The sequence below is a fragment of the Streptomyces sp. NPDC001889 genome, assembly GCF_053594535.1.
On sequence record NZ_JBSFER010000020.1, the window covers coordinates 89,904 to 114,738 of the forward strand.

Consider the following 24,835-nt stretch of genomic DNA (forward strand, 5'->3'; position numbering starts at 1 on the left):
CGGAGGCCCGGGCTGCGGGGGATCGTGCGGGGTGGGTCAGGCCGGGGTGGATACGCGGGGGTTGGGGCGGGGGCGCGGGACCACCGTCAGGTGCTTGTGGCCCCGGCGGAAGTCCACCTTGAGCCGCAACCCGCCCGCACGCGCCAGCATCACCCCCACCCCCAGCGCCGCCGCCAGCGAGATCGCCCCGCCCGCCGCCAGCCCCACCCGGGGCCCATACGCGTCGGTGATCCAGCCGAAGAGCGGCCCGCCCAGCGGCGTACCCCCCACGAAGACCATCATGAACAGACTCATCACCCGGCCGCGCACCGCCGGGTCCGTCGCCATCTGGATGCTGGAGTTGGCGGTGACATTGACCGTGAGGCCGAACATCCCCACCAGCACCATCACCAGGGCGAAGATCCAGAAAGTGGGGGCGACGGCGGCCACGATCTCCAGCGCCCCGAAGAGCACCGCCGCGCCCACCAGTATGCGGAGCCGCGAGGTGGCCCGCCGGGCCGCGAGCAGGGCGCCGGCCAGGGAGCCGACCGCCATCAGGGTGTTCAGCAGGCCGTAGGTGCTCGCGCCCGAGTCGTAGACGTCGTGGACGAAGGCGGTGAGCCAGATCGGGAAGTTGAAGCCGAAGGTGCCGATGAAACCGACGAGGACGATGGGCCAGATCAGCTCGGGGTGCGAGGAGACATACCTCAGCCCCTCCCGCAGCTGGCCCTTCCCGCGCGGGGCGCGGTCGACCCGGTGCAGATCGGCGGTGCGCATCAGCAGCAGCGCGGCGATGGGCGCGATGAAGGAGAGCCCGTTGAAGAGGAAGGCGTAACCGCTGCCGACAGCGGTGATCAGCACACCGGCGACGGCGGGTCCGACCAGCCGGGCGGACTGGAAGTTCGCGGAGTTCAGGCTGACCGCGTTGGCCAGTTGGTCCGGGCCGACGAGTTCGGCGACGAAGGTCTGCCGCGCCGGGTTGTCCACCACGGTGACCAGCCCGAGCAGGAAGGCCGTCAGATAGACGTGCCAGACCTGGACCTCTCCGGTGAGGGTGAGGACGGCGAGCGCGATTCCGGTGAGCCCCATCGCGGACTGGGTGCCCAGCAGCAGGGGGCGCTTGGGGAGGCGGTCGGCGAGCACCCCGCCGTACAGCCCGAAGAGCAGCATCGGCAGAAACTGCAGAGCGATCGTGATACCGACGGCGGACGCCGATCCGGTCAGGGTCAGAACCAGCCAGTCCTGGGCGATGCGCTGCATCCAGGTACCGGTGTTGGAGACCACCTGGCCGATGGCGAAGAGCCGGTAGTTCCGGATTCTCAGTGAGCTGAACATGGTCGCAGGGGAAGGTGCGGGTGCGGAGTCTGCTCCGGGTCCCGTACGCAAAAGTGTCGCCTCCTCGTTGTGTTTCCTACAGGTGCGCGAGCTTCTCCAGAACAGGGGCGGCGGCACGCAGCCTGGCCCATTCGTCCTCGTCCAGTCCCTCGGCGAGCTCCGCCAGCCAGGCGTTCCGCTTGCGGCGGCTCTCGTCGAGCATGGCCTCGGCCTGCTCGGTCTGGCTGACGACCTTCTGCCGGCGGTCGTCGGGGTGCGGCTCCAGCCGGACCAGTCCCTTGGCCTCCAGCAGCGCCACGATGCGGGTCATGGACGGCGGCTGGACATGCTCCTTGCGGGCCAGCTCGCCGGGGGTGGCGCTGCCGCAGCGGGCGAGGGTGCCGAGCACCGACATCTCGGTGGGGCTCAGCGACTCGTCGACGCGCTGGTGCTTCAGCCGCCGGCCCAGCCGCATCACGGCGGAGCGCAGAGCGCTGATGGCGGCGGCGTCGTCGGGGGGTACCGCGCCGGCGGCCACCTCGGCCACCTCGCGAGCGGGGTCGCGGGCGGCGCCGCCAGGGGACAGGTCAGACATGTTTGTTAGCATAACTCATTACCCTTCCTAAAGACCACCGGGTTCACGCGGATGCCCGCGAACACCGGCCGGCACGCCGGCACCCGCCGGACGCGCGCGGGCGGCCCGGAACGGCTCCGGACGCGCGTGGGCGGCCCGGAACGGCTCCGGACGCGCGTGAGCGCCCGGACCGGCCGGTCCGGGCGCTCACCTCCGGGTGCCGCCGTGCGTCAGGTCAGCCCCAGCGCGGGCATCGCGTAGTAGAAGACGAAGACCGCCGAGACCGCGTACATCGCGACCGGCACCTCCCGGCCTCGGCCCGAGGCCAGGCGCAGCACGCTGAAGGCGATGAAGCCGATACCGATGCCGTTGGTGATCGAGTAGGTGAAGGGCATCATCACCATGGCCAGGAAGGCGGGCACCGCGAGGGTGAAGTCGCTCCAGTCGATGTCCCGGATCGAGCCGGCCAGGATCAGGAAGCCGACCGCCAGCAGGGCGGGGGTCGCCGCCTGGGAGGGGACCATGGTGGCGAGCGGGGTGAGGAAGAGCGCCACCGAGAAGAGGGCGCCGGTGACCACGGACGCCAGACCGGTGCGGGCGCCCTCGCCGACACCGGCCGTGGACTCGACGAAGCAGGTGGTGGCCGAGGACGAGGTCGCGCCGCCGGAGGCGACCGCGATGCCGTCCACGATGAGCACCTTGTTGATGCCGGGGAAGTTGCCGTCCTTGTCCATCAGCTTCGCCTCGTCGCCGACGCCCAGGATGGTGCCCATCGCGTCGAAGAAGCAGGACAGCAGCACGGTGAAGACGAAGAGCGCGCCGGTGAGGATGCCGACCTTCTCGAAGCCGCCGAACAGGCTCACCTCGCCGACCAGGCCGAAGTCCGGGGTGCTGAGCGGATTGCCCGGCCACTTCGGGGTGGTCAGACCCCAGCTCGGGACCTCGGCGAGCGCCTCGATGACCATCGCCACCACCGTCATGGCCACAATGGAGATCAGAATCGCGCCCGGCACCTTGCGGATGATCAGCACCAGGGTGAGCAGCGCGCCGAGGACGAAGACCAGGACCGGCCAGCCCAGCAGATGACCGCCGCTGCCCAGGGTGAGCGGCACGGTCGTCTGGGCCACGTCCGGAATGCGGGAGACGAAGCCCGCGTCCACCAGCCCGATGAGCATGATGAAGAGGCCGATACCGATCGCGATGCCCTTGCGCAGACTGCGCGGGACGGCGTTCATCACCCGTTCCCGCAGGCCCGAGGCGACCAGCAGCATCACCACGAAGCCCGCGAGCACCACCATGCCCATGGCGTCCGCCCAGGACATCCTGGGCGCGAGCTGGAGGGCGACGACGGTGTTCACGCCGAGACCGGCCGCCAGCGCGATCGGGACATTGCCGATGACACCCATGAGGAGGGTGGAGAAGGCGGCGGTCAGCACGGTGGCGGTGACGAGCTGGCCGTTGTCGAGCTGGTGCCCGTACATGTCCTTGGCGCTGCCGAGGATGATCGGGTTCAGCACGATGATGTACGCCATCGCGAAGAAGGTGGCGAAGCCTCCGCGCACCTCGCGGGCGACGGTGGAGCCGCGCTCGGAGATCTTGAAGTAGCGGTCCAGGCCGCTGGGGGTGCCCTTCGGCGAGTGCTCGGGGGCGGCGGCGTCGGCCGACGGGGTCATTCCGTCCTCATCACTGGCTTGGCTTGGATATTCCTACGAATGAATCAGGTCAGGGGCAAACCGTTTCAGTATGAACATATGAACGGATGATCGCCATCTTCGCGCGTAGACCCGTGCGGCGCCCGGCCCGACCGGCCCCCGACCGGCCCCCGGAAGGCCCCTGGAAGGCCACCCCTGCCGGCCGACCGGGTGGGCCTACACTCCAGACATGGCGAAGTGGACTCCCCGGCACGAGGCACCCGAACCCCTGGAGGGGCCCGTGGTCGCCACCATCACCGGTGGCACGATCATCTGGTTCGTCCTCTTCCTGGTGCAGATCCCCTTCTACGGCTGGTTCGCCGACCGCGATCTGATGTGGTGGGTGTGGACCTGTCTGGCCGGCGCCGGGCTGGGCCTGATCGGCATCTGGTACGTCCGCGGGCGCGACGCCGCCATCAAGCGCGCGGAGGCCGCGCGGCGCTCGGCGGAGAACTCCGCGGCGGAGTAGACCGGGCGGCCCGTACGGCCGGGACACGGCCCGTTTCCCGACGGGTGGAGCCGCCGCTCCTTCCGTACCGTACGGACCATGACGCAGCGTGCGGGGATCGACACGGAAGACCCTGAGCCGGACGGCGGGGCCCGCGCCCGGCGGGACCACCGGACCGGGCCGCTCATCGACGCGGGCTCCGAACTCGACCCCGTCCACCCCGTCCGGCTGCCCGAGGCGCGCGCCCGGGCCACCGGGCTGACCTCCGCCGAGGTCGCGGAACGGATCGCGCGGGGCGAGGTCAACGACGTACCCGTGCGCTCCTCCCGCTCCATCGGGGAGATCGTCCGGGCCAATGTCCTCACCCGCTTCAACGCCCTCATCGGTGTGCTCTGGGCGGTCATGCTGGTGGTCGCGCCGATCCAGGACAGCCTCTTCGGCTTTGTGATCGTCGCCAACACCGGGATCGGCATCGTCCAGGAGCTGCGGGCCAAACGGACCCTCGACGGGCTCGCGGTCATCGGCGAGGCGAAGCCGACCGTACGGCGCGACGGACGGGCCGCCGAGGTCTCCACCTCCGCGATCGTCCTCGGGGACCTGGTGGAGCTGGGCCCCGGCGACAAGGTCGTCGTGGACGGCGAGGTGGTGGAGTCGGAGAGCCTGGAGATCGACGAGTCGCTGCTCACCGGCGAGGCCGACCCCGTGCTCAAGCGGCCCGGGGACCGGGTGATGTCGGGGAGCTTCGTCGTCGCGGGCGGCGGCTCCTTCACCGCCACCCGGGTGGGCCGCGAGGCCTACGCCGCGCAGCTCGCCGAGGAGGCGTCCCGCTTCACCCTCGTCCACTCCGAGCTGCGCAGCGGCATCAGCACCATCCTCAAGTACGTGACCTGGATGATGATCCCGACCGCGACCGGGCTCGTCATCAGCCAGCTGATCGTCAAACAGAGCAACCTCAAGGACTCCATCGCCCGGACCGTGGGCGGGATCGTGCCGATGATCCCCGAGGGGCTGGTGCTGCTCACCTCCGTCGCCTTCGCCATCGGGGTGATCCGGCTCGGCCGCCGGCAGTGCCTGGTGCAGGAGCTGCCCGCGATCGAGGGGCTCGCCCGGGTGGATGTGGTCTGTCTCGACAAGACCGGCACCCTCACCGAGGGCGGGATGGACGTGACGGAGGTGCGGACCCTCGGCGGGGCGGACGAGGACCGCGTACGGAAGGTGCTCGGCGCCCTCGGCACCGCCGACCCGCATCCCAACGCCTCCCTCCGGGCGATCGCCGACGCCCACCCCGACCACGGCGGACTGCTCGCCACCGACACCCTTCCCTTCTCGTCGGCCCGCAAATACAGCGGTGCGAGCCTCACCGGGGGCGAGGGCGGGGGCTCCTCCGTCTGGCTCCTGGGCGCGCCCGATGTGCTGCTGCCCGGCGGCGCGCCGGAGCTGTCCGGGATCGACGCGCTCAACGAGCAGGGGCTGCGGGTGCTGCTGCTGGCCGAGTCGGACGTCCCGCTGGACTCCCCGGCGGTCGCCGACGGCGTCCGGCCCGCCGCGCTCGTGGTGCTGGAGCAGCGGCTGCGGCCCGACGCGGCGGACACCCTGCGGTACTTCGCCGAGCAGGACGTCAGCGCCAAGGTGATCTCCGGGGACAACGCGGTCTCCGTGGGCGCGGTGGCGGCGAAGCTCGGGCTCCCGGGCGCCGAGCACACCGTCGACGCGCGCGCCCTGCCCGCCGAACGCGACGCCATGGCGGCGGAGCTGGAGGCGCGCACCGTCTTCGGCCGGGTCACCCCGCAGCAGAAGCGGGACATGGTGGGGGCGCTCCAGTCCCGGGGGCACACGGTCGCCATGACCGGGGACGGGGTCAACGACGTCCTCGCCCTCAAGGACGCGGACATCGGGGTCGCGATGGGCTCGGGGTCCGAGGCGACCCGGGCGGTGGCCCAGATCGTGCTGCTGAACAACAGCTTCGCCACGCTGCCGTCGGTGGTGGCGGAGGGGCGGCGGGTGATCGGGAACATCACCCGGGTGGCCACGCTCTTCCTGACGAAGACGGTGTACTCGGTGCTGCTGGCGGTGCTGGTGGTGTGCAGCCAGGTGGAGTACCCGTTCCTGCCCCGGCATCTGACGCTGATCTCGACGCTGACGATCGGGGTGCCGGCCTTCTTCCTGGCGCTGGCCCCCAACAGGGAGCGGGCGCAGCCGCACTTCGTGCGCCGGGTGATGCGGTACGCGATCCCGGCGGGGGTGGTGGTGGCGGCGGCCACCTTCACCACGTATCTGCTGGCCCGCGCGCACTACAGCGGCCCGGGCGCGCTCCAGGCGGAGACCAGCGCGGCGACGCTGACGCTGTTCCTGGTGTCGATGTGGGTGCTGGGGATCGTGGCGCGGCCGTACACATGGTGGCGGGTGTGTTTGGTGGGGGCGATGGGGGCGGGGTTTGTGGTGGTGTTGGCGGTGCCGTGGTTGCAGGAGTTTTTCGCGTTGCGGTTGGTGGGGGTGGAGGTGCCTTGGGGGGCGGTGGGGGTGGGGGTGGTGGGGGCGGGGTTGCTGGAGGTGGGGTGGCGCTGGGCTGCCCGGGGGGTGTCCGCCTCGCGGTGACCCGATGGCCGGGTCCGGGGGCGCCGCCCCTGCCGCTGCCCGCCATCCGCGGCGCACCCGCGCAGCCCCTCCGGGGGCGAGCCGCGCCGGCCTCGCGGGGGCGGGCCGAGGCACAAGATCCGCCTCGCCGGGCGGGCCGAGGCACGCGTTCCAGCCTCGCTGGGAGGTGCCCCCAGACCGGCTGGGTGTGCCGGACCGGCTGGGATTGCCCGGGGCGCCCGGGGCGCGGGGGCCGTCGTCGAATGGTGGGCGGGCTCACATGGTTCAGGCGGGTGGCCCGGTGCTCAGCGGGTCATCGGCTCACCCATCCGGAGTCGAACCAGCGGTCCCGCGCCAGCTCCTCCGTACGGGACGGGTCCTCCAGCAGCGCCGCGACCTCGAACCGCCGGGACCACTGGCCCGCCGCCCAGGCGAGTCCGGCGGCGACGCCCTCCAGGGTCGCGGCATGGAGCACACCGTCGGGGGTGCGGTGCCAGTCCAGCGCGGCACCGCCCGCGATCAGCTCGTCGTGCTCGATGTACGCGGCGGGGGTCGCGGGACCGAGCAGGACCCGGACCGGGTCCGGGACCCGGTGCTCCTCCCCCTCGGTCGTCACCTCGGCGGTGACCGTCTCGCTCAGCCTGCGGACCTGGAGCAGCTCACCCAGCTCCCCGGCCCGCTCCGGGGCGACGGGCAGCAGCGGCAGACCATCGGCGAGGGGCAGCAGATCGGGGGCGTCGGCGATCACCGCGTCCCGCGCGTCCACCACCCGCACCTCGCCGTCGACGACCGCCCGCAGCTCGTCGGGGAGGGTCACCTGCTCCGGGTCCAGCTCGGCGAGGGCGCTGTAGAGGCCGTGGAGCTGCGCGGGTCGCACCGGGAGATCCGGGTCGGCGAGCCGGCCCAGCAGTTCGGCGGCGCCGCCCGGCTCGTCGAGGAGGTCGGCGGCAGAGGTCCGTACCCCCAGCGCGCGCAGCACCTGGGCGTCGTCGAACCCGGTGGCGTCCACCGCCTCGTACAACCCCTCCAGCAGGGGATCGCCCCCGGCGGCACGGAGCCCGGCGGGGCGGCGGCCGTCGAGGACGGGGTGGTCGCGCAGCCACCACGCGGTGTAGGGGCGGACGGTCTCGGTGGTGCCGTCCGGGAGCAGGACGCGCACGGGCTGGGTGAGCGCGTCCCGCAGCGGCGGCCGGGCGAGCAGTGCGAGGGCCTGCGGCCAGCAGTCGTCGTCCACGAGGTCCAGATCGCGCACGGCGACGATCTCGGTGGCGACGGGCGGGACGGGGGTGTCGGGCAGCCGGTCGAGGACGTCCTCGCACCAGACGTCGACGGCGTCGAGGAGGCCGGCGTCGTCCGGTTCGGCCCAGTCGCCGTCGCGGGGCTCCAGCTCGTCGGGGTCCAGGACGACGTCCGTGGCGCGTACGAGGGTGAAGTCGGCCAGCACTCCGCAGGCGGCCAGCGGCCGCTGTCCCCAGCGGGCGGCGAGGCCGGCGTCGCAGAGCGCGAGTTCGTCCTCGCGCATGACCAGGGCGAAGGGGCTGCCGGGCAGCACCAGCTCGCCGGCGGGGGCCGGTTCGCCCTCGTCGTCGGGGAGGGCGAGAGCGCCGAGCCAGGGCTCGTCGCCGGGTTCGAGGTCGGCGTCCCGGACGAGGCCGAGGACCGTGTCGGCGAGTTCCTCGGCGTCGGGGGCGTCCTCGTCCCAGATCTCGCCCGCGTCGAGGGAGGCGGCGACGGCGGCACGGACCTGAGGAGTGGTCAGAACGGCGCGGGGGGTGGCGGGGAGGGCGCCCAGCTTCTCCAGGAGGGGGTGGGCGGCGTCCGGGTGGACGACCTTGAGGCCGAGCCGGGCGAGGCTCGCGGGGGTGTCCGGCAGCGGGAGGAGGGTCTGGCGGGGCCCGATGGTGGTGCGGCCGTCCGCGAGCGGGACGGGGAGGCCGGTCAGGCGCTCCGGGTCGACACCCGCGAGGCTGTCGTAGAGCCGCCGCCACCAGGAGGGTTCGCGCTCCAGACCGGCCAGGCGGTCGACGGCCTCGGTCAGCGGGACCCGGGCGACGCCGAGGGTGCGCAGCTCCGCCCGGCGCTCCAGACCGGCGGGGAGCAGGGACGGCAGCACCTCGGCGAGGACCCGCACCGTGTCGGCGCCGGCGCCCTCCAGGACCTCGGCCTCGATGGGGCGCAGGGCTGCGGGGGCGGCGCGGTCCGGCAGCCCGGTGTCCTCGCCGGAGGTGTCCCGGGGGGCGGCGGCGGGCTCCAGGAACGCCGTGCGCGGCAGCAGTCCGAGGACGGCCGCGCGCAGCGCCCCGTCCAGCTCGCCCTTGCCGAGCGGGCCCGGGACCAGGTCGATGGTGCCGGTGGTGACGGGCCGCCAGTCGCCGAGGAGTCCGGTGTACGCCCGGGCCGCGCGCTCCACGAGGAAGTCGGTGAGGGGGCCGGGGGCGGGGTGGCGCCGGGTGGTGTCCAGCGGGAAGGAGGCGATCAGCAGGGCCGGGATGCCGAGGGGCTCGTCGGTGGGGGTGGGGGCGTGGACGACGGGGGCCGTGCGCGGGTGGGCGGGGGTGCCGTCCCCGTCCACGGGGACGGCCCAGGTGACGGACCAGTGGGGGCGCAGCCGCTCCTCGATCGGGCGGTCGCGGAGGAGTTCCGGGGCGATGGGGCCGCCGTCGGTGACGGCCCGCCAGCGGCGGTCGCCGTGGGCGCTGTCGCGGATGTGGACGTAGGGGCCGTCGGTGGAGCGGTGGAGTTCGCGGGTGGAGCCGGGGGTCTCGACGACGATCTCGGAGAGGCCGGGGAGGGTGAGGAGGAGGGCGTCGTCGATGGAGGCGAGGAGGCGTTCGACGAGGTCGACGGCGGCGCCGTCGCGCAGGGGCAGCACGACGACCGTGTCGTAGCCGTCCGGGGCGGGGCCCTCGGCGGGGAGCGGGAGCCGCAGCAGGGGGACCTGGCCGTCACGGCGGCGGAGTTCGTCGCCGAGGCCGGGGCTGGTGGCGGCGGCGTCCTCGGTGAGGGCGCGGGCCTCGGCGAGGGACCAGCGGACGCCGCCGTGGTGGCTGAGGACGGCGGGGTCGTCGCTGACCGCGAGGACGGAGGCGAAGCCGACGCCGAAGCGGCCGACGGTGTCGCCGTCGTCGCGCTTGGCGGAGGCGCGGAGGGTGCTGAGGGATTCGACGCCGGCGGCGTCGAGGGGGGCGCCGGTGTTGGCCGCGGCGAGGACGGCGGGGGTGTCGCCCGCGGCGGGCCGGAGGGTGAGGCGGAGGCGGCCGGGGGTGCCGGCGCGGGCGGCGGCGTCGGCGGCGTTCTGGGCGAGCTCGACGACGAGGCGGTCGCGGTAGCCGCCGAGGACGAGGTCCTCTTCGGCGTTGGCGTCCTCGCGGAAGCGGGCGGGGGTGGTGCGCCATGCGTCGAGCACCCCGCGCCGCAGGTCGGCGGTCCCGAAGGGGTCTGCCCACTCGGTGGTCGTGAGGGTCACGGGGGTGCTCCGCTCTGTGGGGATGGGCTTCGGCTGAAGGTACAGCTTCCCCTCGTCCCCCCGGGCCACGGTCCGCCCACCGACCCGCTTTGCCCCCAATCCGTCCACCCCGCACCACCAGTCTCGCTTGCGAGCCGAGGCACGAAATCCCGTGGCCCGCAGCGTGCGGGGCCCTGTGGCGCGGGGGCCGCCCTCAATCTCCCCCAGAGCTGCCTCCGGGAGGTGCCCCCAGCCAGGCTGAGATTCCCAGCCCCGCCGGCGACCTGAGCCGCACCACCCCAGCCCCGCCGACAACCTGAGCAACTCAAGCCCCTCCGGCAACCTGAGCAACTCAAGCCCCCTCAGGTGACCTGAGCATCCCAAGCCCCCTCAGGTGACCTGAGCATCCCAAGCCCCTCCGGCGACCTGAGCAACCCAAGCCCCCTCGGGTGACCTGAGCAACTCCAGCCCCGCTGGCGACCTGAGAAACCCAAGCCCCGCTGGCGACCTGAGCAACTCCAGCCCCCTCGGGTGACCTGAGCAACCCCAGCCCCGCTGGCGACCTGAGAAACCCCAGCCCCCCTCGGATGACCTGAGCAACTCCAGCCCCTCCGGCGATTGAGGAGCGGGGGTTCGGGGGCTGGCCCCCGACCGTGGCCCGCGGGATGCGAGGTCCTGTGGCACAGGGTCCGTCCTCAAACTCCCCCAGAGCTGCCTCTGGGAGGTGCCCCCAGACGGGCTGGGTTTGCTCGGGCCACCCGTAGCGCGGGGTCCGTCCTCAAACTCCCCCGGAGCTGCCTCCGGGAGGCGCCCCAGACCGGCCGGGGGCGCCGGACAGGCTGGGATTGCTCGGGCTCCCCGTGGCGCGGGAGCGGGGCTAGGTCGTCTCTTTCGGATCTTGCCGGGCTCGCGAGCCCCGGCACCGATCCGGCCCGATCCGAAAGAAACTCCCTAGGAGTGGCCCAGGTCGTCATCGGGGGTGGGGGTCAAGGGGAAGGCATCGGTCGCCACCGAGTCGAAGACGGGGGCGGGGGGCTGGGGGGTCTTCGGCATGACCGCCGCCTCGGAGTGCCCACCACACCCGTACGCCAGCGACACCACCCTCCCGTCCGCCGGCGAGTACTCATTCGCGCACACCCCGAACGCCTGCCCCAACGACCCCGCGATCGGCATCAGAAACCCGCACGTCACACACGCCGCAGGCGCCGCCTGCGCCATCGGCGTCTTCGCCCCGAACGACTCCTCCCAGCGGTCAGCCGCGATGTGCAGGCCGTAGCGCGACAGCACCCGCGCCCGCCGCATCCCCAGCTCCTCCGCCACCGCGGCGATCTGCCCGCGCGCGTTGGTGACCGTGTCCGCGGGGGCGCGGTCGGTCAGCTCGGCGTCCTCCGCCTCGACGCGTTCGGCCAGGTCGTGGGAGGTCTGGGCGATCACCGAGTTCGGCGGCGGCGCGTCCTCCCCGGTGAAGCCGGGCTCCAGCCGGAGATCCTCCGCCTCGGTGGGCAGCAGGTCCCCGGGGCCCAGGTCACCCGGGCGCAGCCGCTCGCTCCAGGGCACCCACTCGGGGGCGAGGAGCGCGTCGGGCCCCGGCAGCAGGACGGTCTCGTCCAGCGTGACGTTCTTCGCGCGGGAGGCCCGCGCCACAGTCACCGCCCAGCGCCAGCCCCGGTACCCGGGCTCCTTGCACTCGAAGAAGTGTGTGACGACACGATCCCCCTCCGAGACAAGGGACACATGCTCCCCGACCACCCCGGGGGCGGCGGCCTCCTCGGCAGCCGACCGGGCGAGGTCTACCGCCTCGGCGCACAGGCGGTCAGGGGTTCGGCTTCGCGTCGTCGCAGCACTCACAGGTCTCGCTTCTCTCCTACGCCGTCTCACGGGTGCGCCTGCCGAGTCGTGAGGAACGGGCCGCAGGCGGAGCGGACCAGGGGGCCGCATCGACGTCCGCGCCCGGACCAACCCGTCCCGGGCACACCTACCGCCATCCATTCTGCGGGATGCCGAAGAGGCGCGCGGCCGGGAACAATCGCCGGTGGCGCGCTACGCACGCTACCCCTTCCGCAGCCCCGCGCCCACCTGCGCGCTCCAACAAGGGGTCAACCAGTGACCCCGCTCCGGCGCATCGCGCGTGTTCTCAGCGGTCCTTGGGGCACTATGACGAGGTGGCAGCCGCCAGGTCGTCCCAGGGGCCCGGAGCGCTCGGCAGAGCGTGCCGGGCGGTCGGGCGTGCCCTGCGGATGCCGTTCACGGGCACCGGCCGCCGGATCAGACGGGCCACCCACGCGCACGGCGCGGGCGAGTCGGGCCTCGGCCGGCTGATCGAGCTGCACGCCGTGAACGGCGCGGGCGATGTCATGATCACCGTCGCCCTGGCGTCCACGGTCTTCTTCTCCGTCCCCACCGACGAGGCACGCGGCCGGGTCACCCTCTACCTGGCGATCACCCTCGCCCCCTTCGCCCTGCTGGCGCCCGTGATCGGCCCGCTGCTCGACCGGATTCCGCACGGCCGCCGCGCGGCGATGGCGGGCGCGATGGGCACCCGGGCGCTGCTGGCGCTGGGGCTCTCGGGCGCGGTCGCCACCGGGGGCCTTGAGCTGTATCCGGCGGCGCTGGGGGTGCTGGTCGCGTCGAAGGCGTACGGGGTGGTCCGCAGCGCGGTCGTGCCCCGGCTGCTGCCGGCGGGGTTCTCGCTGGTCAAGGCGAACTCCCGGGTCACCCTCGCGGGCCTGCTGGCGACGGGCGCCGCCGCGCCGATCGGGGCGGGGCTGCACCGGATCGGCCCGGAGTGGACGCTGTACGGAGCGTGTGCGCTCTTCGTCCTCGGGACGTACTGGGCGCTGAAGCTGCCGCCGAAGGTGGATTCGGCGAAGGGCGAGCGGAAGGCGCGGATTCTGCCGCTGGGGCAGCGGAAGCCGGGGCTGCGGACGGTCGGCCCGTCGGTGCTGCACGGGCTCCAGGCCAATGCCTCCTTCCGGATGCTCTCCGGGTTCCTCATCTTCTTCCTGGCGTTTCTGCTGCGGGAGCATCCGCTGGCCGGGCAGAGCGCGGCGGTGTCGCTGGGGCTCGTGGGGGTCGCCGCCGGTCTCGGCAACGCGCTGGGGACGGCGGTGGGGGCCTGGCTGAAGGCCCGGGGCCCGGAGCTGATCATCGCCACGGTGCTGGCGGTGCTGCCGGCGGCGGCGGTGCTGGCGGCGGTCTTCTTCGGCGCGGGGATGGTCGCGGTGCTCGCGGCGACGGCGGGGCTCTGCCAGGCGCTGGCGAAGCTGTCCCTGGACGCGCTGATCCAGCGGGATGTGCCGGAGGAGGTGCGGACCTCGGCGTTCGCCCGCTCCGAGACGGTGCTCCAGATGTCGTGGGTGGTGGGCGGGGGCATCGGGATGCTGCTGCCGCTCAACGGGGTCCTGGGGATGGGTGTGGCGGCGGGGATCGTCTGCACGGGGGCGGCGCTGGCGGGGCGCGGGCTGCTGGTCGCGGGTCGCCCAGGCCACCGCCCGCGCCCGAGGGTCGCCTGAGCCCCACCGGGGTACGTGAGCCCTGCCGGGGTACGTGAGCCCCACCGGGGTACGTGAGCCCTGCCGGGGTACGTGAGCCCCACCGGGGTACGTGAGCCCCACCGGGAGCCACCCGCACCCCACCGGAAGCCGTGCGCACCCCGAAGCCACCCGCACCCCGCCCGGGGGCGCCCGGAACCCGCCGGGGGGCGCCCGCGCCCCGCCCGGGGCGCCGGAAACCCCCTGGCCCCCAGCCTCCCCCGGCACGCCCCGGCCGGCCTCCCCGGGCCGGGCCCGTCCCCCGCGCCCGCCCTCTCCCCCGGTCCGGATTCCGCTGGTTCGGGTTCCCCGAGCGCGGCGCGCCGGACCCCCGCGCGGGAAGGCACGGCGGGACCGATAGCCTTTTGGCCATGACCGTTGCGATCTTCTCCGGCAGGCGCCGCCGGGCCGCTGCCACCATCGGCGCCGTCTCCGCCGGGCTCCTCGTACTCTCGGCCTGCGAAAAGCCGACCCCCCTCGCGACCGTCACGGTCGGCCCGGAGTCCGTCCACTCCGAGGCGGCCTGCTACAACGACGGCAAGGCGATCAAGGAGTCCCTGGTCGAGGAGTGCCTGAACAAGACCGGTAAGACCATCAAGGTCGCCATGGAGGACCGCATCCACTTCGGGGTCGACCCGTCGGTCGCGGAGAACGGCTGGACCCTGTTCATCGGCGGCCAGCAGGCCGAGCAGGAGCCGTTCAAGAAGACGTACCGGACCATCTCCGCCAGCTCGTTCTTCACCTCGCAGACCGGCGAGGCCCCCAGCAAGACGAACATCAGCATCGTCGAGACCAAGACCGACAGCAAGAAGCTCCTCGGCATCTGGCAGTTCACGCTCGAGAAGAAGTAGCGCGGGGGCCGGGGCGTGCGCGTACTGGTCGTGACCGCGGTGGCGGCGGAGGCGGACTCCGTCTCCGCCGGGCTCACCACGGCCGCGGCGCGGGTGCTCGCCGCCGGGGTCGGACCGGCCGCCGCCGCCGCCGCCACCGCGACGGAGCTGTCCCTGGCCGCGCACCGGGGCTCCCCCTATGACGTGGTGATCTCCGCCGGTATCGGGGGCGGCTTCCGGCCGCACGCGCCCGTCGGCTCCCTGGTGGTCGCCGACGCGATCGTGGCCGCCGATCTCGGCGCCGCCGGGCCGGACGGCTTTCTCTCCGTCGCGGAGCTGGGCTTCGGCCGCGCCACCCATCTGCCGCCCGCCGGTCTCGCCGCCCGCGCGGCCGAGGCGGCCGGCGCCCTGTACGCGCCGGTCCTGACCGTCTCCACGGTCACCGGAACGGCCGAGCGCGCCGCCGAGCTGAGCCGGTGTCACCCCCGGGCCGCCGCCGAGGCGATGGAGGGCTTCGGGGTCGCCGAGGCCGCCGCCGCCCACGGGCTGCCGGTGCTGGAGGTCCGGGCGATCTCCAACGCCGTGGGGCCGCGCGACCGGGACGCCTGGCGCATCGGGGACGCGCTGGCCGCGCTGCGGACCGGCTTCCAGCGGATCGGCCCCCTCCTGGAGGAGTCGTCATGACCCTGCGGATCTCCTACTCCCCCTGCCCGAACGACACCTTCGTCTTCGACGCGTGGGCCCACGGCCGGGTCCCCGGCGCACCCCCCGTGGAGGTGACGTTCGCGGACATCGACATCACCAACCAGCTGGCCGAGCGCGGCGAGGGCGACATCCTGAAGGTGTCGTACGCCGTGCTGCCGTGGGTCCTCGACGAGTACACCCTGCTGCCGTGCGGCGGGGCGCTGGGCCGGGGCTGCGGCCCGCTGGTCCTCACCCGGGAGCCGGGGACGGATCTGCGCGGCAGAACCGTCGCGGTCCCGAGCGAGCGTTCGACGGCGTATCTGCTCTTCCGGCTGTGGGCCGCCGACCAGGTCCCGGGCGGGGTCGGCGAGGTGGTCGTCCTGCCGTTCCACGAGATCATGCCGGCGGTCCGGGACGGCCGGGTGGACGCCGGGCTCGTCATCCACGAGGCCCGCTTCACCTACCGCTCGTACGGGCTCCACCGGCTGGCCGACATGGGCGAGCACTGGGAGTCCGCCACCGGGCTCCCCATCCCGCTCGGCGCGATCATCGCCAGACGCTCGCTGGGGACGGAGACGCTGGAGCTGCTGGCGGAGTCGATCCGCGCCTCGGTACGGATGGCCTGGGACGACCCGGAGGCGTCCCGGCCGTATGTGCGCGAGCACGCGCAGGAGATGGACCCGAAGGTGGCGGTCCAGCACATCGGTCTGTACGTCAACGAGTTCACCGCCGACCTGGGGGAGGACGGCTACGCGGCGGTGCGCGGGCTGCTCACCCGGGCGGCGGCCGAGGGGCTCGTACCGCCGCTGAGACCGGGCGCGCTCACCTTCGGCTGACCCTCCCCTTGGAGGAAGCCGAGGAGCCGAGGAACCGCGGGGCCGAGGAACCGCGGGGCCGAGGGGCCGGCCCCGGGCGCGCCGGGGCCGCCGACGGCGGGAGGCGGTCAGACGTCGAGCTGGTCGGCCACGGCCCGCAGCAGACCGGCGATCTTCGCGCCGTGGACCTTGTCGGGGTAGCGGCCCCGCTCCAGCATCGGGGTGATGTTCTCCAGGAGCGTCGTCAGGTCCTGCACGATGGACGCCAGCTCATCGGGCTTGCGCCGCTGCGCCGCCGCGACGGAGGGGGTGGGGTCGAGGATCGTCACGGAGAGCGCCTGGTCACCGCGCTGGCCCGCGACCACGCCGAATTCGACGCGCTGGCCCGGCTTGAGCGCGTCGACCCCGTCGGGCAGCACGGACGAGTGAACGAAGACGTCTCCGCCGTCGTCGCGGGAGAGAAAGCCGAAGCCCTTCTCGCTGTTGAACCATTTGACCTTGCCGGTAGGCACGTCTGTCCTCGTCTTCGTACTCATTGGGGCGCTGGGGCCACCGGAAGCTTGTCGCCGGGATTCGGCTCGGGAAGCACTGCTCTGGAAGCACTACAGCGGGTCGACCGACCCGCCGAACCCAAGGCTAATGGTCCAGGGGCTGCTGACAAGACGTCGCCGATCGGTTCCTACTCGCTGGGAACTACCCTGGCCGGATGACTGCTACTCCTGCCGCACCGGGTGACGGACTGGTCCGTACCGGTGGCATTGTCTTCGTCGTCGGCGCCGTGGCCACCCTGGTCACGATGGCACCGCTCTTTCTGGGGACGGACCCGTTTCCGCCGATCGCCTATGCGGTCTGCATGCTGATGGGCGTCGGATTCATGATCGCCGGGGCGGGGGTGCTGCGTTCGATCGCGGCTCAGCGGCGCGCCGCGAAGTCCGCCGCCTAGGCCCGTGCCCCCAGGTGCCCGCGCAGCCACGCCGGGAAGGCCGTGAGGTCGTCGAGTACCACATCCGCACCCTCTTTCCGCAGCTCAGCGGCGGTGCAGGGGCCGGTGGGCACGGCGACGGAGAGGGCTCCGGCGGTGCGGGCGCCGCGGACGTCGCCGATATGGTCGCCGACGTAGACACCCGCGCCGTGCTCATGGAGCGCCTCCGCCTTGGCCTCCGCCCAGAGCCAGCCGATGACGGCGTCGGGCGCCATCCCCAGATGGGTGAGATGGAGCCTGGCGTTCGGCTCGTGCTTGGCCGTGACGACGATGGCCCGGCCGCCGGACTCCTGAACCGCGGCGATGGCCTCGCGCGCGCCGGGGAGGGCCTTCGTGGGCGCGATCGCGTACTCCGGATACAGCGCACGGTAACGATCGCCCATGGCCTGAATCTGATCATCGGGAAACCAGTGCGCCAGCTCCTGCTCCAGCGGCGGGCCCAGCCGGGTGACGGCGAGATCGGCGTCTATCCACACACCCGTCTCCTCGGTGAGCGCCCGGTAGGCGGCGCGGATGCCGGGGCGGGAGTCGATGAGGGTCATGTCGAGGTCGAACCCGACGGTGAGCGGGGCGGGCCCGGAGGCCGGCTCGCGGGGGTGCGGCGGGGTGGGAATCAGGGGACTCATAGGGCCAATTGTGCCCATACCCGGCCCATCCATGGCCTTTACACGTGACCTTTACACTTAGCCAAGCCTAACCATGCCCCGCCGGTCGCCGGACCGGCGCCCGCACCCCTGATTGGTACTCATGTCCGCCAGACGTGCGCTCGCGGTCCGCCGCATCGGCTGGACGGCAGCGGCCCTCGCGGCCCTGCTGATCGCGGTCCTGCTGAGCCTTGCGGTGGGGGCGCGCGCCGTCGCGCCGTCCGCCGTGTTCGACGCCCTGCTCAACGGGGGCGCCGGCGACGACGCCCGGGTCGTGCGCGAGTTGCGCGTCCCGCGCACGGTGATCGCCGTCCTGGTCGGCGCGGCCCTCGCGGTGGCGGGCGCCGTGATGCAGGGCATCACCCGCAACCCCATCGCCGACCCGGGGATTCTCGGGATCAGCCAGGGCGCTTCCGTGGGGGTGGTGATCGCCATCGCGTTCCTGGGGGTGCACACCCTGTCGGGGTACGTCTGGTTCGGCTTCCTGGGTGCCGCGCTCACCTCGGTGGCGGTGTACGCCATCGCCTCGGCCGGGCGCGGCGGCGCCACCCCGGTGAAGCTGGCGCTCGGCGGGGCGGCGATCAACGCGCTCCTGGTGGCCGTCGTGACGGCGATCCTCACCACCAAGGGCTCCACCCTGGACGAGTTCCGCTTCTGGCAGGTGGGGTCGGTCGCCGGGCGGGACGCCGAGGTGATCTCGCAGGTCTGGCCGTTCCTGCTGCTGGGCCTGGTGCTGGTGGCCTCGGTGGCCCGGGGGCTCGACGCGCTGGCACTCGGCGAGGACATGGCGAAGGGGCTGGGCCAGAACGTCGCCGCCGTGCGGATCGTGGGCGGCCTCGGCGCCACGGTCCTCACCGGGGCCGGGGTGGCGGCGGCGGGCCCGATCGCCTTCATCGGCCTCGCGGTCCCGCACATCGTCCGGGCGATCGTCGGCACCGACCACCGCTGGGTGCTGCCGCTGGCGGCGCTGGCCGGCCCGGTGGTGCTGCTGGTGGCGGACACGGCGGGCCGGGTGGTGATCCCGCCGGGAGAGGTGCCGGCCGGGGTGATGACCGCCCTGATCGGGGTGCCCTTCCTGGTCGCCCTGGTCCGCCGGAAGACGGTCCCGGCATGAGCGGGGCTAGACGCCGGGCCGGCGCAGCCGGACGATCCACCACCACCACGGGGGGCCACAGATGAGCACCACCACCGTCCGCCCCGCCGGATACACCGTCGTACGGGCCCGGGGGGCGGCCTTCCTCGTGCACCGGCGGGCCGCGCTGACCGCGGCCGGGCTCGGGGTGCTGCTGGCCGCGGTCTGTGTCGCGTACCTCTCCGTCGGCGAGAGCTTCGTCGCCCCCGGCGAGGTGGTGCGGGTGGTCCTCGGGCAGCCCTCCGGCCACGAGCTGGTCGTGGGGACGCTGCGGCTGCCCCGGATGACCGTCGCCCTGCTCGTCGGACTCGCCTTCGGGGTCGCGGGCGCCCTCATCCAGACCGTCGCCCGCAATCCGCTGGCCAGCCCGGACATCATCGGCATCAGCCAGGGCGCGACAGCGGTGACCGTCGCCGGGATGGCCTTCGGGTTCTCCTCGGCGGCCCTGCTGCCGTATCTCTCGGTCGCCGGCGGGCTGGCCGCCGCCCTGCTGGTCTATCTCTTCGCCTGGCGCGGCGGGCTGCACGCCACCCGCTTCGTCCTCATCGGCATCGGCTTCGGGGTCGCCCTGCGCTCGGTGACGCTGCTCTTCATGACCAAGACCGACCATGTGGTCGCCCAGCAGGCGCACATCTGGATGTCCGGCTCGGTCAACGGACGGGGCTGGGAGGAGGCGGCGCCGCTCGGCTGGACGCTGCTGGTGCTCCTTCCCGCCGTGGTGTGGGCGGCCCGCGCCCAGCGGAACGTCTCCCTGGACGACGACACCGCCACCGCCCTGGGCATCCGGCTGGGGCGGGTGCGGCTGGGGCTCGTGCTCACCGGGGTGGTGCTCGCCTCGGTGGCGACGGGCGCGGCGGGGCCGGTGGACTTCGTGGCGCTGCTCGCGCCGCAGATCGCCCGGCGGCTGACCCGGACCGCGCAGATCCCCCTGCTGAGCTCGGCGCTGGCCGGGGCGGTGATCGTCGTCCTGGCGGATCTGCTGGCGCGCAAGGTCCTCGCCCCCACCGAACTGCCCGTGGGGGTGCTGACGGCCGCCGTCGGCGCCCCGTATCTGATCTGGCTGCTGATGCGCGGCCGCACCACCGGAGGGACATCGTGAGCAGGCTCACCGCGCGCGAGCTGACGCTCGCCTACGAGGACCGCACCGTCGTCCACGAGCTGGATCTCGCGGTGCCGGACGGGCGGGTGACCGTGATCGTCGGCCCGAACGCCTGCGGCAAGTCCACGACCCTGCGGGCGCTGGGGCGGCTGCTGAAGCCCAGGGGCGGGGCGGTGCTGCTGGACGGGACGGAGCTGGACCGCATCCCGACGAAGCGGATCGCCCAGTCGATCGGGCTGCTGCCGCAGTCGCCGGTGGCGCCGGAGGCGATCACCGTCTCCGATCTGGTGTCGCGGGGGCGGCAGCCGCACCAGGCGTGGTGGAGGCAGTGGTCGGAGGAGGACGAGCGGGCGGTCACGGACGCGATGACCCGCACGGATGTGCTGGCGCTGGCGGACCGTTCCGTGGATGAGCTGTCCGGGGGACAGCGGCAGCGGGTGTGGATCGCGATGGCGCTCGCCCAGGAGACGGAGGTCCTGCTGCTGGACGAGCCGACGACCTTCCTGGACATCTCCCACCAGGTGGAGGTGCTGGATCTGGTGCGCCGGCTCAACCACGAGCGGGGGCGGACGGTGGTGGCGGTGCTGCACGACCTGAACCAGGCGGCGCGGTACGCGGATCACCTGGTGGCGATGAAGGCGGGGCGGGTGGTGGCGGAGGGGGCGCCGTCGGAGGTGGTGACGGAGGAGCTGGTGCGGGAGGTGTTCGGCCTGGAGGCGGTGGTGATCCCGGACCCGGTGACCGCCTCCCCCCTGGTAATCCCGGGCGCCCCCTACACCCCGGGAACCCCCCTGCGAAAGCCCCCGCCCCCGCGCGAGGCCCTCCGGTAGCCCGGGGGGGGCTTTGGGGGCTGCCGGGCTGAAGATGGCTCGGGCCACCTCGTGGTGCGGGGTCCCCCCAGAGCTGCCTCCGGGAGCAACCCCGAGCCTCGCCGGGGAGCCAAGGCACGAAATCCAGCCCCGCCGGCGACCAAGGCAGCACACCCAAGCCCCTCCGGCGATTGAGCCGCACCACCCCAGCCCCTCCGGCGACCGAGGCAGCACACCCAAGCCCCTCCGGCGATTGAGCCGCACCACCCCAGCCCCTCCGGCGATTGAGGAGCGGGGGTTCGGGGGCTGGCCCCCGACCGTGGCCCGCACCGTGCGGGGACCTGTCGCACAGGGTCCGTCCTCGAACTCCCCCAGAGCTGCCTCCGGGAGGTGCCCCCAGACGGCCCGGACGGGCCGAAGTGCGCCGGCCCGCCGGGAGGTAACGCCTCAGCGGCGGGCGCGCCATGTCACGTACAGGGCCGACGCCAGGGCCGCTCCCTTCAGGGACCACGGCCACGTCCCCGCCACCGCCTCCCCCAACCCCCCCTCCGGCACGGAATCCCCCCACTCCCCCGCCGCACGCCCCCACACCCACAGCGCCCCCGCCCCCACCGCCGCCCCCGGCAGGGCGAAAACCGCCGTCTTCGTCTCGGCGGCGGACAGCCGGCGCGAGCCGTACACCAGCAACCACCCCAGCCCCAGCGCGATCCACGAACCGAAGAGCGCCCCTCCGACCAGCAGTGCCGCGGCGAGCAGCAGCAGCGGGCTCCCCCAGCCCCTCCTGGGCGCGGGCGCCTCTTCGGGAGCCGGAGCAGGCTCGGCAGCCGGCTCCGGGGCGCGGCGCCGCAGCCGCGACAGCAGCCCGCGCGGGCCCGCCGCCCCGGCCTGCCCGGCCTCCTCCGGAGCCGGCTCCTCCTCCACCGGAGGCTGCGGCGGAGGAGCCAGTATCTCGGGGATCTCCACCCCACCCGTGAACCCGGCCACCCGCTCCCCCGGCCCGAACGGCCGCGGCTCCACGCTCCACCAGTCGGTGTCCGTGTCCGACGACCCCAGCTCGTCCAGCCCCGCCACATGCGGCGACAGCCCCCCGGCGGGCCGAGGCGGCACCGCCACGTCCTTCCGGAGCCGGGGCAGCGGCCGGGACGGCCGGGGCCGCGGAATCCCGCGCCTCCCCCGCGACGCGCCCGGGGCGCCCCCCGGCTCCGGAGCCGGCGCGTCCGCCCCCGCCGGAGCCCCTCCGCGCGCCGACGCCACCACCTCGTCCGGGCTCCCGATCCGCCCCAGAATGCGCCGTACGGCGGCCGGGCTGTCCAGCACCCCTCTCCCCCGCTGCCGGTCGATCTCCCCCCGCAGCGCCGCCACCAGCTCCATCCGGGCGGCCGACGGCAGCTGTTGCCGCTGGGCCAGATCGCCGACCCGGCTCAGATAGTCGTAGACGAGCTGATCACTCTCGATCCCCACGGCCGTTCCCCTGACGTTCCCCGACGTTGCCCGCCGACCGTAGCGCGCCCGTCAGCGCTCCGGGGACTCCACGGGCCGCTCCAGCGACTACCGTGGTGCGGATGGGGACCACGCCCGAGGCAACACCCGCAGCAACACCCGAAGGATCACCCGGAACAGGCTCTCCGCGCACACTGGCCGAGGCCCTGCGCCACCGGGGTGACCCGGAGCTGGCCGCGCTGCTGCGCGCCCGCCCCGATCTGCTGAGCCCCGTCCCGGGCGATCTCACCCAGCTGGCCACCCGGGCGGGCACCCGTGCCTCCGTGGTGCGCGCGCTGGAGCGGCTCGACCGGTTCACGCTCCAGACCGCCGAGGCACTGGCCGTCGCCCCCGACCCCGCCCCCCGCGCCACCCTCCTCGCGCTGCTGGGCGGCGACGACGGCGACCCGGCCGTCGAGGCGGCCCTGCCGGGAGCCGTGGAGGCGCTGCGGACCCGGGCGCTGGTGTGGGGCGGCGACGACCGGCTCCGGCTGGTCCGCACCGCCCGCGAACTGCTCACCCCCTCCCCCACCAGACCCTCCCCCACCGGCCTCGGCCCCACCGTCGCGGAGGCGACGGCCGGGATGTCACCGGGCCGGCTCCAGGAGATCCTGGCCGCGAACGCCCTGCCGACCACCCACGATCCGGTGTCCGCCGTGGCCGCGCTGACCGCGCTGTTCACCGACCGGACACGGATGGGCCGGCTGCTGGACCAGGCCCCGTCGGAGGCGCTGACGGTGCTGGACCGGCTGGTGTGGGGCCCTCCGTACGGCGAGGTCACGGCCAGCCCCGCGCCGCCCGTGCGCTGGCTGCGGGACCACGGGCTGCTGCTGCCCGCCTCCCCCCGCACGGTGGTGCTGCCGCGCGAGGCGGCGCTGCATCTGCGGGCGGGCCGGGCGCACCGCGTGCCCGAGCCGGTGCCGCCGGCTGTCACCGCCACCTCGGCGGTCGCGTCCGGCCGTCCACAGGCTGTGGACAGCACCGCCGCCGGCCAGTCCTTCACCGCGCTGGCGACCGTCGAGGAACTGCTCCAGGACTGGCACGAGGGCGGCCCCCCGGTGCTCCGCGCCGGCGGCCTCGCCGTGCGCGACCTCAAGCGGACCGCCGCCGCCCTGGACACCGGCGAGCCGATGGCCGCCTTCTGGATCGAGGTGGCGTACGCGGCGGGCCTGCTCGCCGCCGACGGCGAGGCCGACGAGCGGTACGCCCCGACCCCGGTGTACGACGAGTGGCTCACCCTCCCCGCCGCCGAGCGCTGGGCGCTCCTCGCCGACGCCTGGCTGACCGCCACCCGCACCCCCGGCCTGGTGGGCGGCCAGGACGGCAAGGGCCGCACCCTGTCGGCGCTCGGCCCCGAGCTGGACCGCTCGGCCGCTCCGGAGGTGCGGCTGCGGGTCCTGGAGCTGCTGGCGACCCTCCCGCCCGGCACCGCCCCCGACCCGGAGACCGTTCTCGCACGGCTCCGCTGGGAGCGCCCGCTGCGGACCGGCGGCGCCGGCACCGGCACCGGCACCGGGAGCGACGGCGCCGGAGGCGGCAGCGGCGGCCCGGTGGATCTGCGCTCCCGGATCGCGGCCTGGACCCTGGGCGAGGCGGAGACCCTGGGCATCACGGGCCGGGGCGCGCTCTCGGCCCCCGGCCGGGCCCTGCTGGGGTACGGACCCGAGGCCGTCGCCCCCGACAGCACCCCGCCCCCGGCCGCCCCGGCGCCCGCCGCCCTGACCACCGCCGGGCGCGCGGCGGCCCAGACCGCCGCCGCGGCGGCCCTCGCCCCACTGCTGCCCACCCCGCTCGACCACGTCCTGCTCCAGGCCGACCTCACCGCCGTCGCCCCCGGCCCGCTGGAGCGCCCCCTCGCCGAGACCCTCGCGGTGCTCGCGGACGTCGAGTCCAAGGGCGGGGCCACCGTCTACCGCTTCACCCCGGGCTCGGTGCGCCGCGCCCTGGACGCGGGCCGCTCGGCCACCGATCTGCACACCTTCCTCGCCACCCACTCCCGTACCCCGGTGCCGCAGCCGCTGAGCTATCTCATCGACGACGTGGCCCGCCGCCACGGCCATCTGCGCATCGGCGCCGCCTCCGCCTACGTCCGCTGCGACGACGACGCCCTGCTGGACGAGATCCTCGCCGACAAGCGCTCCCAGAGCCTCGGGCTGCGCCGGCTCGCGCCCACCGTCCTCGCCGCCCGGGCCGAGCCGCCCGCGCTCCTCGCCGGGCTGCGCTCCCTCGGCTACGCCCCCTCCGCGGAGTCCGCCGAGGGCGATGTGCTGATCACCCGCGCCCACGCCCGCCGCACCCCGCCGCGCACCCCGCCCGTCCCGGTCCCGGACGGCCCGCCGGTGCCGGACGCCACCCTGCTGGGCGCCGCGGTGCGGGCGATCCGCGCCGGGGACCTGGCGGCCACGGTGGAGCACCGGCCGGCGGGCGCGGCCCGGGAACCCGGCCGCCCGCCGGGCCCGGGTACGGGCACGGGCGCGGGCGCGGGCCGTCAGGGCGGGCTGCCCCGCTCGACCTCGGCCGAGACCCTGGCCACCGTCCAGGCGGCGGTGATGACCGGTTCGGCGATCTGGATCGGCTATGTCAACGCCGAGGGCACGGCGAGCCAGCGGGTGATCGCCCCGGTGCGGGTGGAGGGCGGCTTCGTGACCGCGTACGACCACACGGCCGACGAGGTCCGCACGTATCCGCTGCACCGCGTCACGGGCGTCGCGGAACTCGCCGACGAGCCGGCCGACGACCCCGCCGTCCCCTGAACGAACCCGGCCGCCGCCCCCGCCGTCCCCTGAACGAACCCGGCCGCCGCCCC

19 protein-coding genes are annotated in these 24,835 nt (G+C 74.2%); 11 read left to right on the forward strand and 8 right to left on the reverse strand.

The genetic code is table 11. The annotated features are described in order from the left end of the window. Positions 1–36 precede the first annotated feature (36 nt). The 3 genes from ACWCRA_RS23570 to ACWCRA_RS23580 all read right to left on the reverse strand — a co-directional run bounded on the left by ACWCRA_RS23570 (position 37) and on the right by ACWCRA_RS23580 (position 3,540). Entirely contained in the window at positions 37–1,365 is a 1,329-nt protein-coding gene (locus ACWCRA_RS23570) for an MFS transporter (protein ID WP_351553106.1), read from the reverse strand. A gap of 25 nt (positions 1,366–1,390) precedes the next feature. Then, positions 1,391–1,768, reverse strand: a complete 378-nt coding sequence (locus tag ACWCRA_RS23575) for a MarR family winged helix-turn-helix transcriptional regulator (RefSeq protein WP_351553206.1) — start codon at positions 1,766–1,768, stop codon at positions 1,391–1,393. 329 nt (positions 1,769–2,097) lie between these two features. Next, complete coding sequence (locus tag ACWCRA_RS23580; RefSeq protein ID WP_351553103.1) at positions 2,098–3,540, reverse strand: NCS2 family permease; 1,443 nt, start codon at positions 3,538–3,540, stop codon at positions 2,098–2,100. 208 nt (positions 3,541–3,748) lie between these two features. Here ACWCRA_RS23580 and ACWCRA_RS23585 point away from each other — a divergent pair, with 208 nt between their 5' ends. Further along, the gene (locus ACWCRA_RS23585; RefSeq protein ID WP_351553100.1) at positions 3,749–4,027 is read left to right on the forward strand and encodes a DUF2530 domain-containing protein; all 279 of its coding nucleotides are present in this window, start codon (positions 3,749–3,751) and stop codon (positions 4,025–4,027) included. A gap of 78 nt (positions 4,028–4,105) precedes the next feature. After that, positions 4,106–6,601, forward strand: coding sequence for an HAD-IC family P-type ATPase (locus tag ACWCRA_RS23590; protein WP_451068524.1), 2,496 nt, complete (start codon positions 4,106–4,108; stop codon positions 6,599–6,601). Positions 6,602–6,893: 292 nt separating this feature from the next. On the opposite strand, the gene ACWCRA_RS23595 is transcribed toward ACWCRA_RS23590, so the two are convergent. Together ACWCRA_RS23595 and ACWCRA_RS23600 are read right to left on the reverse strand one after the other, a co-directional pair. Continuing rightward, positions 6,894–10,046 (reverse strand): sacsin N-terminal ATP-binding-like domain-containing protein, encoded by a 3,153-nt coding sequence (locus tag ACWCRA_RS23595; protein ID WP_351553094.1) that lies wholly within the window; start codon positions 10,044–10,046, stop codon positions 6,894–6,896. Between the two features lie 930 nt (positions 10,047–10,976). Continuing rightward, complete coding sequence (locus ACWCRA_RS23600; protein WP_351553091.1) at positions 10,977–11,873, reverse strand: DUF3027 domain-containing protein; 897 nt, start codon at positions 11,871–11,873, stop codon at positions 10,977–10,979. Positions 11,874–12,187: 314 nt separating this feature from the next. Between ACWCRA_RS23600 and ACWCRA_RS23605 the strand changes: the two genes are divergently transcribed. From ACWCRA_RS23605 to ACWCRA_RS23620, 4 genes are all read left to right on the forward strand, one after another. Continuing rightward, positions 12,188–13,537, forward strand: coding sequence for an MFS transporter (locus tag ACWCRA_RS23605; protein ID WP_351553088.1), 1,350 nt, complete (start codon positions 12,188–12,190; stop codon positions 13,535–13,537). A gap of 389 nt (positions 13,538–13,926) precedes the next feature. Further along, positions 13,927–14,406 (forward strand): DUF2771 domain-containing protein, encoded by a 480-nt coding sequence (locus ACWCRA_RS23610; RefSeq protein WP_351553085.1) that lies wholly within the window; start codon positions 13,927–13,929, stop codon positions 14,404–14,406. Between the two features lie 15 nt (positions 14,407–14,421). Further along, complete coding sequence (locus ACWCRA_RS23615) at positions 14,422–15,069, forward strand: futalosine hydrolase (protein ID WP_451068525.1); 648 nt, start codon at positions 14,422–14,424, stop codon at positions 15,067–15,069. Further along, a complete protein-coding gene (locus tag ACWCRA_RS23620) occupies positions 15,066–15,905 on the forward strand; it encodes a 1,4-dihydroxy-6-naphthoate synthase (protein WP_451068526.1) in 840 nt (279 codons plus the stop codon). The genes ACWCRA_RS23615 and ACWCRA_RS23620 overlap by 4 nt, the downstream gene beginning before the upstream one ends. 107 nt (positions 15,906–16,012) lie before the next feature. Here the strand turns inward: ACWCRA_RS23620 and ACWCRA_RS23625 are convergent, their stop codons facing one another. Continuing rightward, positions 16,013–16,396 (reverse strand): cold-shock protein, encoded by a 384-nt coding sequence (locus ACWCRA_RS23625; protein WP_351553077.1) that lies wholly within the window; start codon positions 16,394–16,396, stop codon positions 16,013–16,015. Positions 16,397–16,590: 194 nt separating this feature from the next. Between ACWCRA_RS23625 and ACWCRA_RS23630 the strand changes: the two genes are divergently transcribed. Then, positions 16,591–16,827, forward strand: coding sequence for a hypothetical protein (locus ACWCRA_RS23630; RefSeq protein ID WP_351553074.1), 237 nt, complete (start codon positions 16,591–16,593; stop codon positions 16,825–16,827). Here the strand turns inward: ACWCRA_RS23630 and ACWCRA_RS23635 are convergent. Continuing rightward, on the reverse strand, positions 16,824–17,492 hold the full coding sequence (locus tag ACWCRA_RS23635; RefSeq protein WP_351553071.1) for an HAD family hydrolase: 669 nt from the start codon (positions 17,490–17,492) through the stop codon (positions 16,824–16,826). The genes ACWCRA_RS23630 and ACWCRA_RS23635 overlap by 4 nt on opposite strands. 121 nt (positions 17,493–17,613) lie before the next feature. On the opposite strand from ACWCRA_RS23635, the gene ACWCRA_RS23640 reads away from it, so the two are divergent. The 3 genes from ACWCRA_RS23640 (at position 17,614) to ACWCRA_RS23650 (ending at position 20,571) form a co-directional block, all read left to right on the forward strand. Further along, positions 17,614–18,624, forward strand: a complete 1,011-nt coding sequence (locus ACWCRA_RS23640; protein WP_351553068.1) for a FecCD family ABC transporter permease — start codon at positions 17,614–17,616, stop codon at positions 18,622–18,624. Between the two features lie 61 nt (positions 18,625–18,685). After that, positions 18,686–19,741: a FecCD family ABC transporter permease gene (locus ACWCRA_RS23645; protein WP_351553065.1), complete on the forward strand. Its 1,056-nt coding sequence runs from the start codon at positions 18,686–18,688 to the stop codon at positions 19,739–19,741. After that, complete coding sequence (locus ACWCRA_RS23650) at positions 19,738–20,571, forward strand: ABC transporter ATP-binding protein (protein WP_351553062.1); 834 nt, start codon at positions 19,738–19,740, stop codon at positions 20,569–20,571. Before ACWCRA_RS23645 ends, ACWCRA_RS23650 begins: the two co-directional genes overlap by 4 nt. Positions 20,572–20,997: 426 nt before the next feature. Here ACWCRA_RS23650 and ACWCRA_RS23655 read toward each other — a convergent pair whose 3' ends face one another. Then, complete coding sequence (locus ACWCRA_RS23655; protein ID WP_451068527.1) at positions 20,998–22,011, reverse strand: hypothetical protein; 1,014 nt, start codon at positions 22,009–22,011, stop codon at positions 20,998–21,000. A gap of 101 nt (positions 22,012–22,112) precedes the next feature. On the opposite strand from ACWCRA_RS23655, the gene ACWCRA_RS23660 reads away from it, so the two are divergent. After that, on the forward strand, positions 22,113–24,782 hold the full coding sequence (locus ACWCRA_RS23660; RefSeq protein WP_451068528.1) for a helicase-associated domain-containing protein: 2,670 nt from the start codon (positions 22,113–22,115) through the stop codon (positions 24,780–24,782). Positions 24,783–24,835 lie beyond the last annotated feature (53 nt).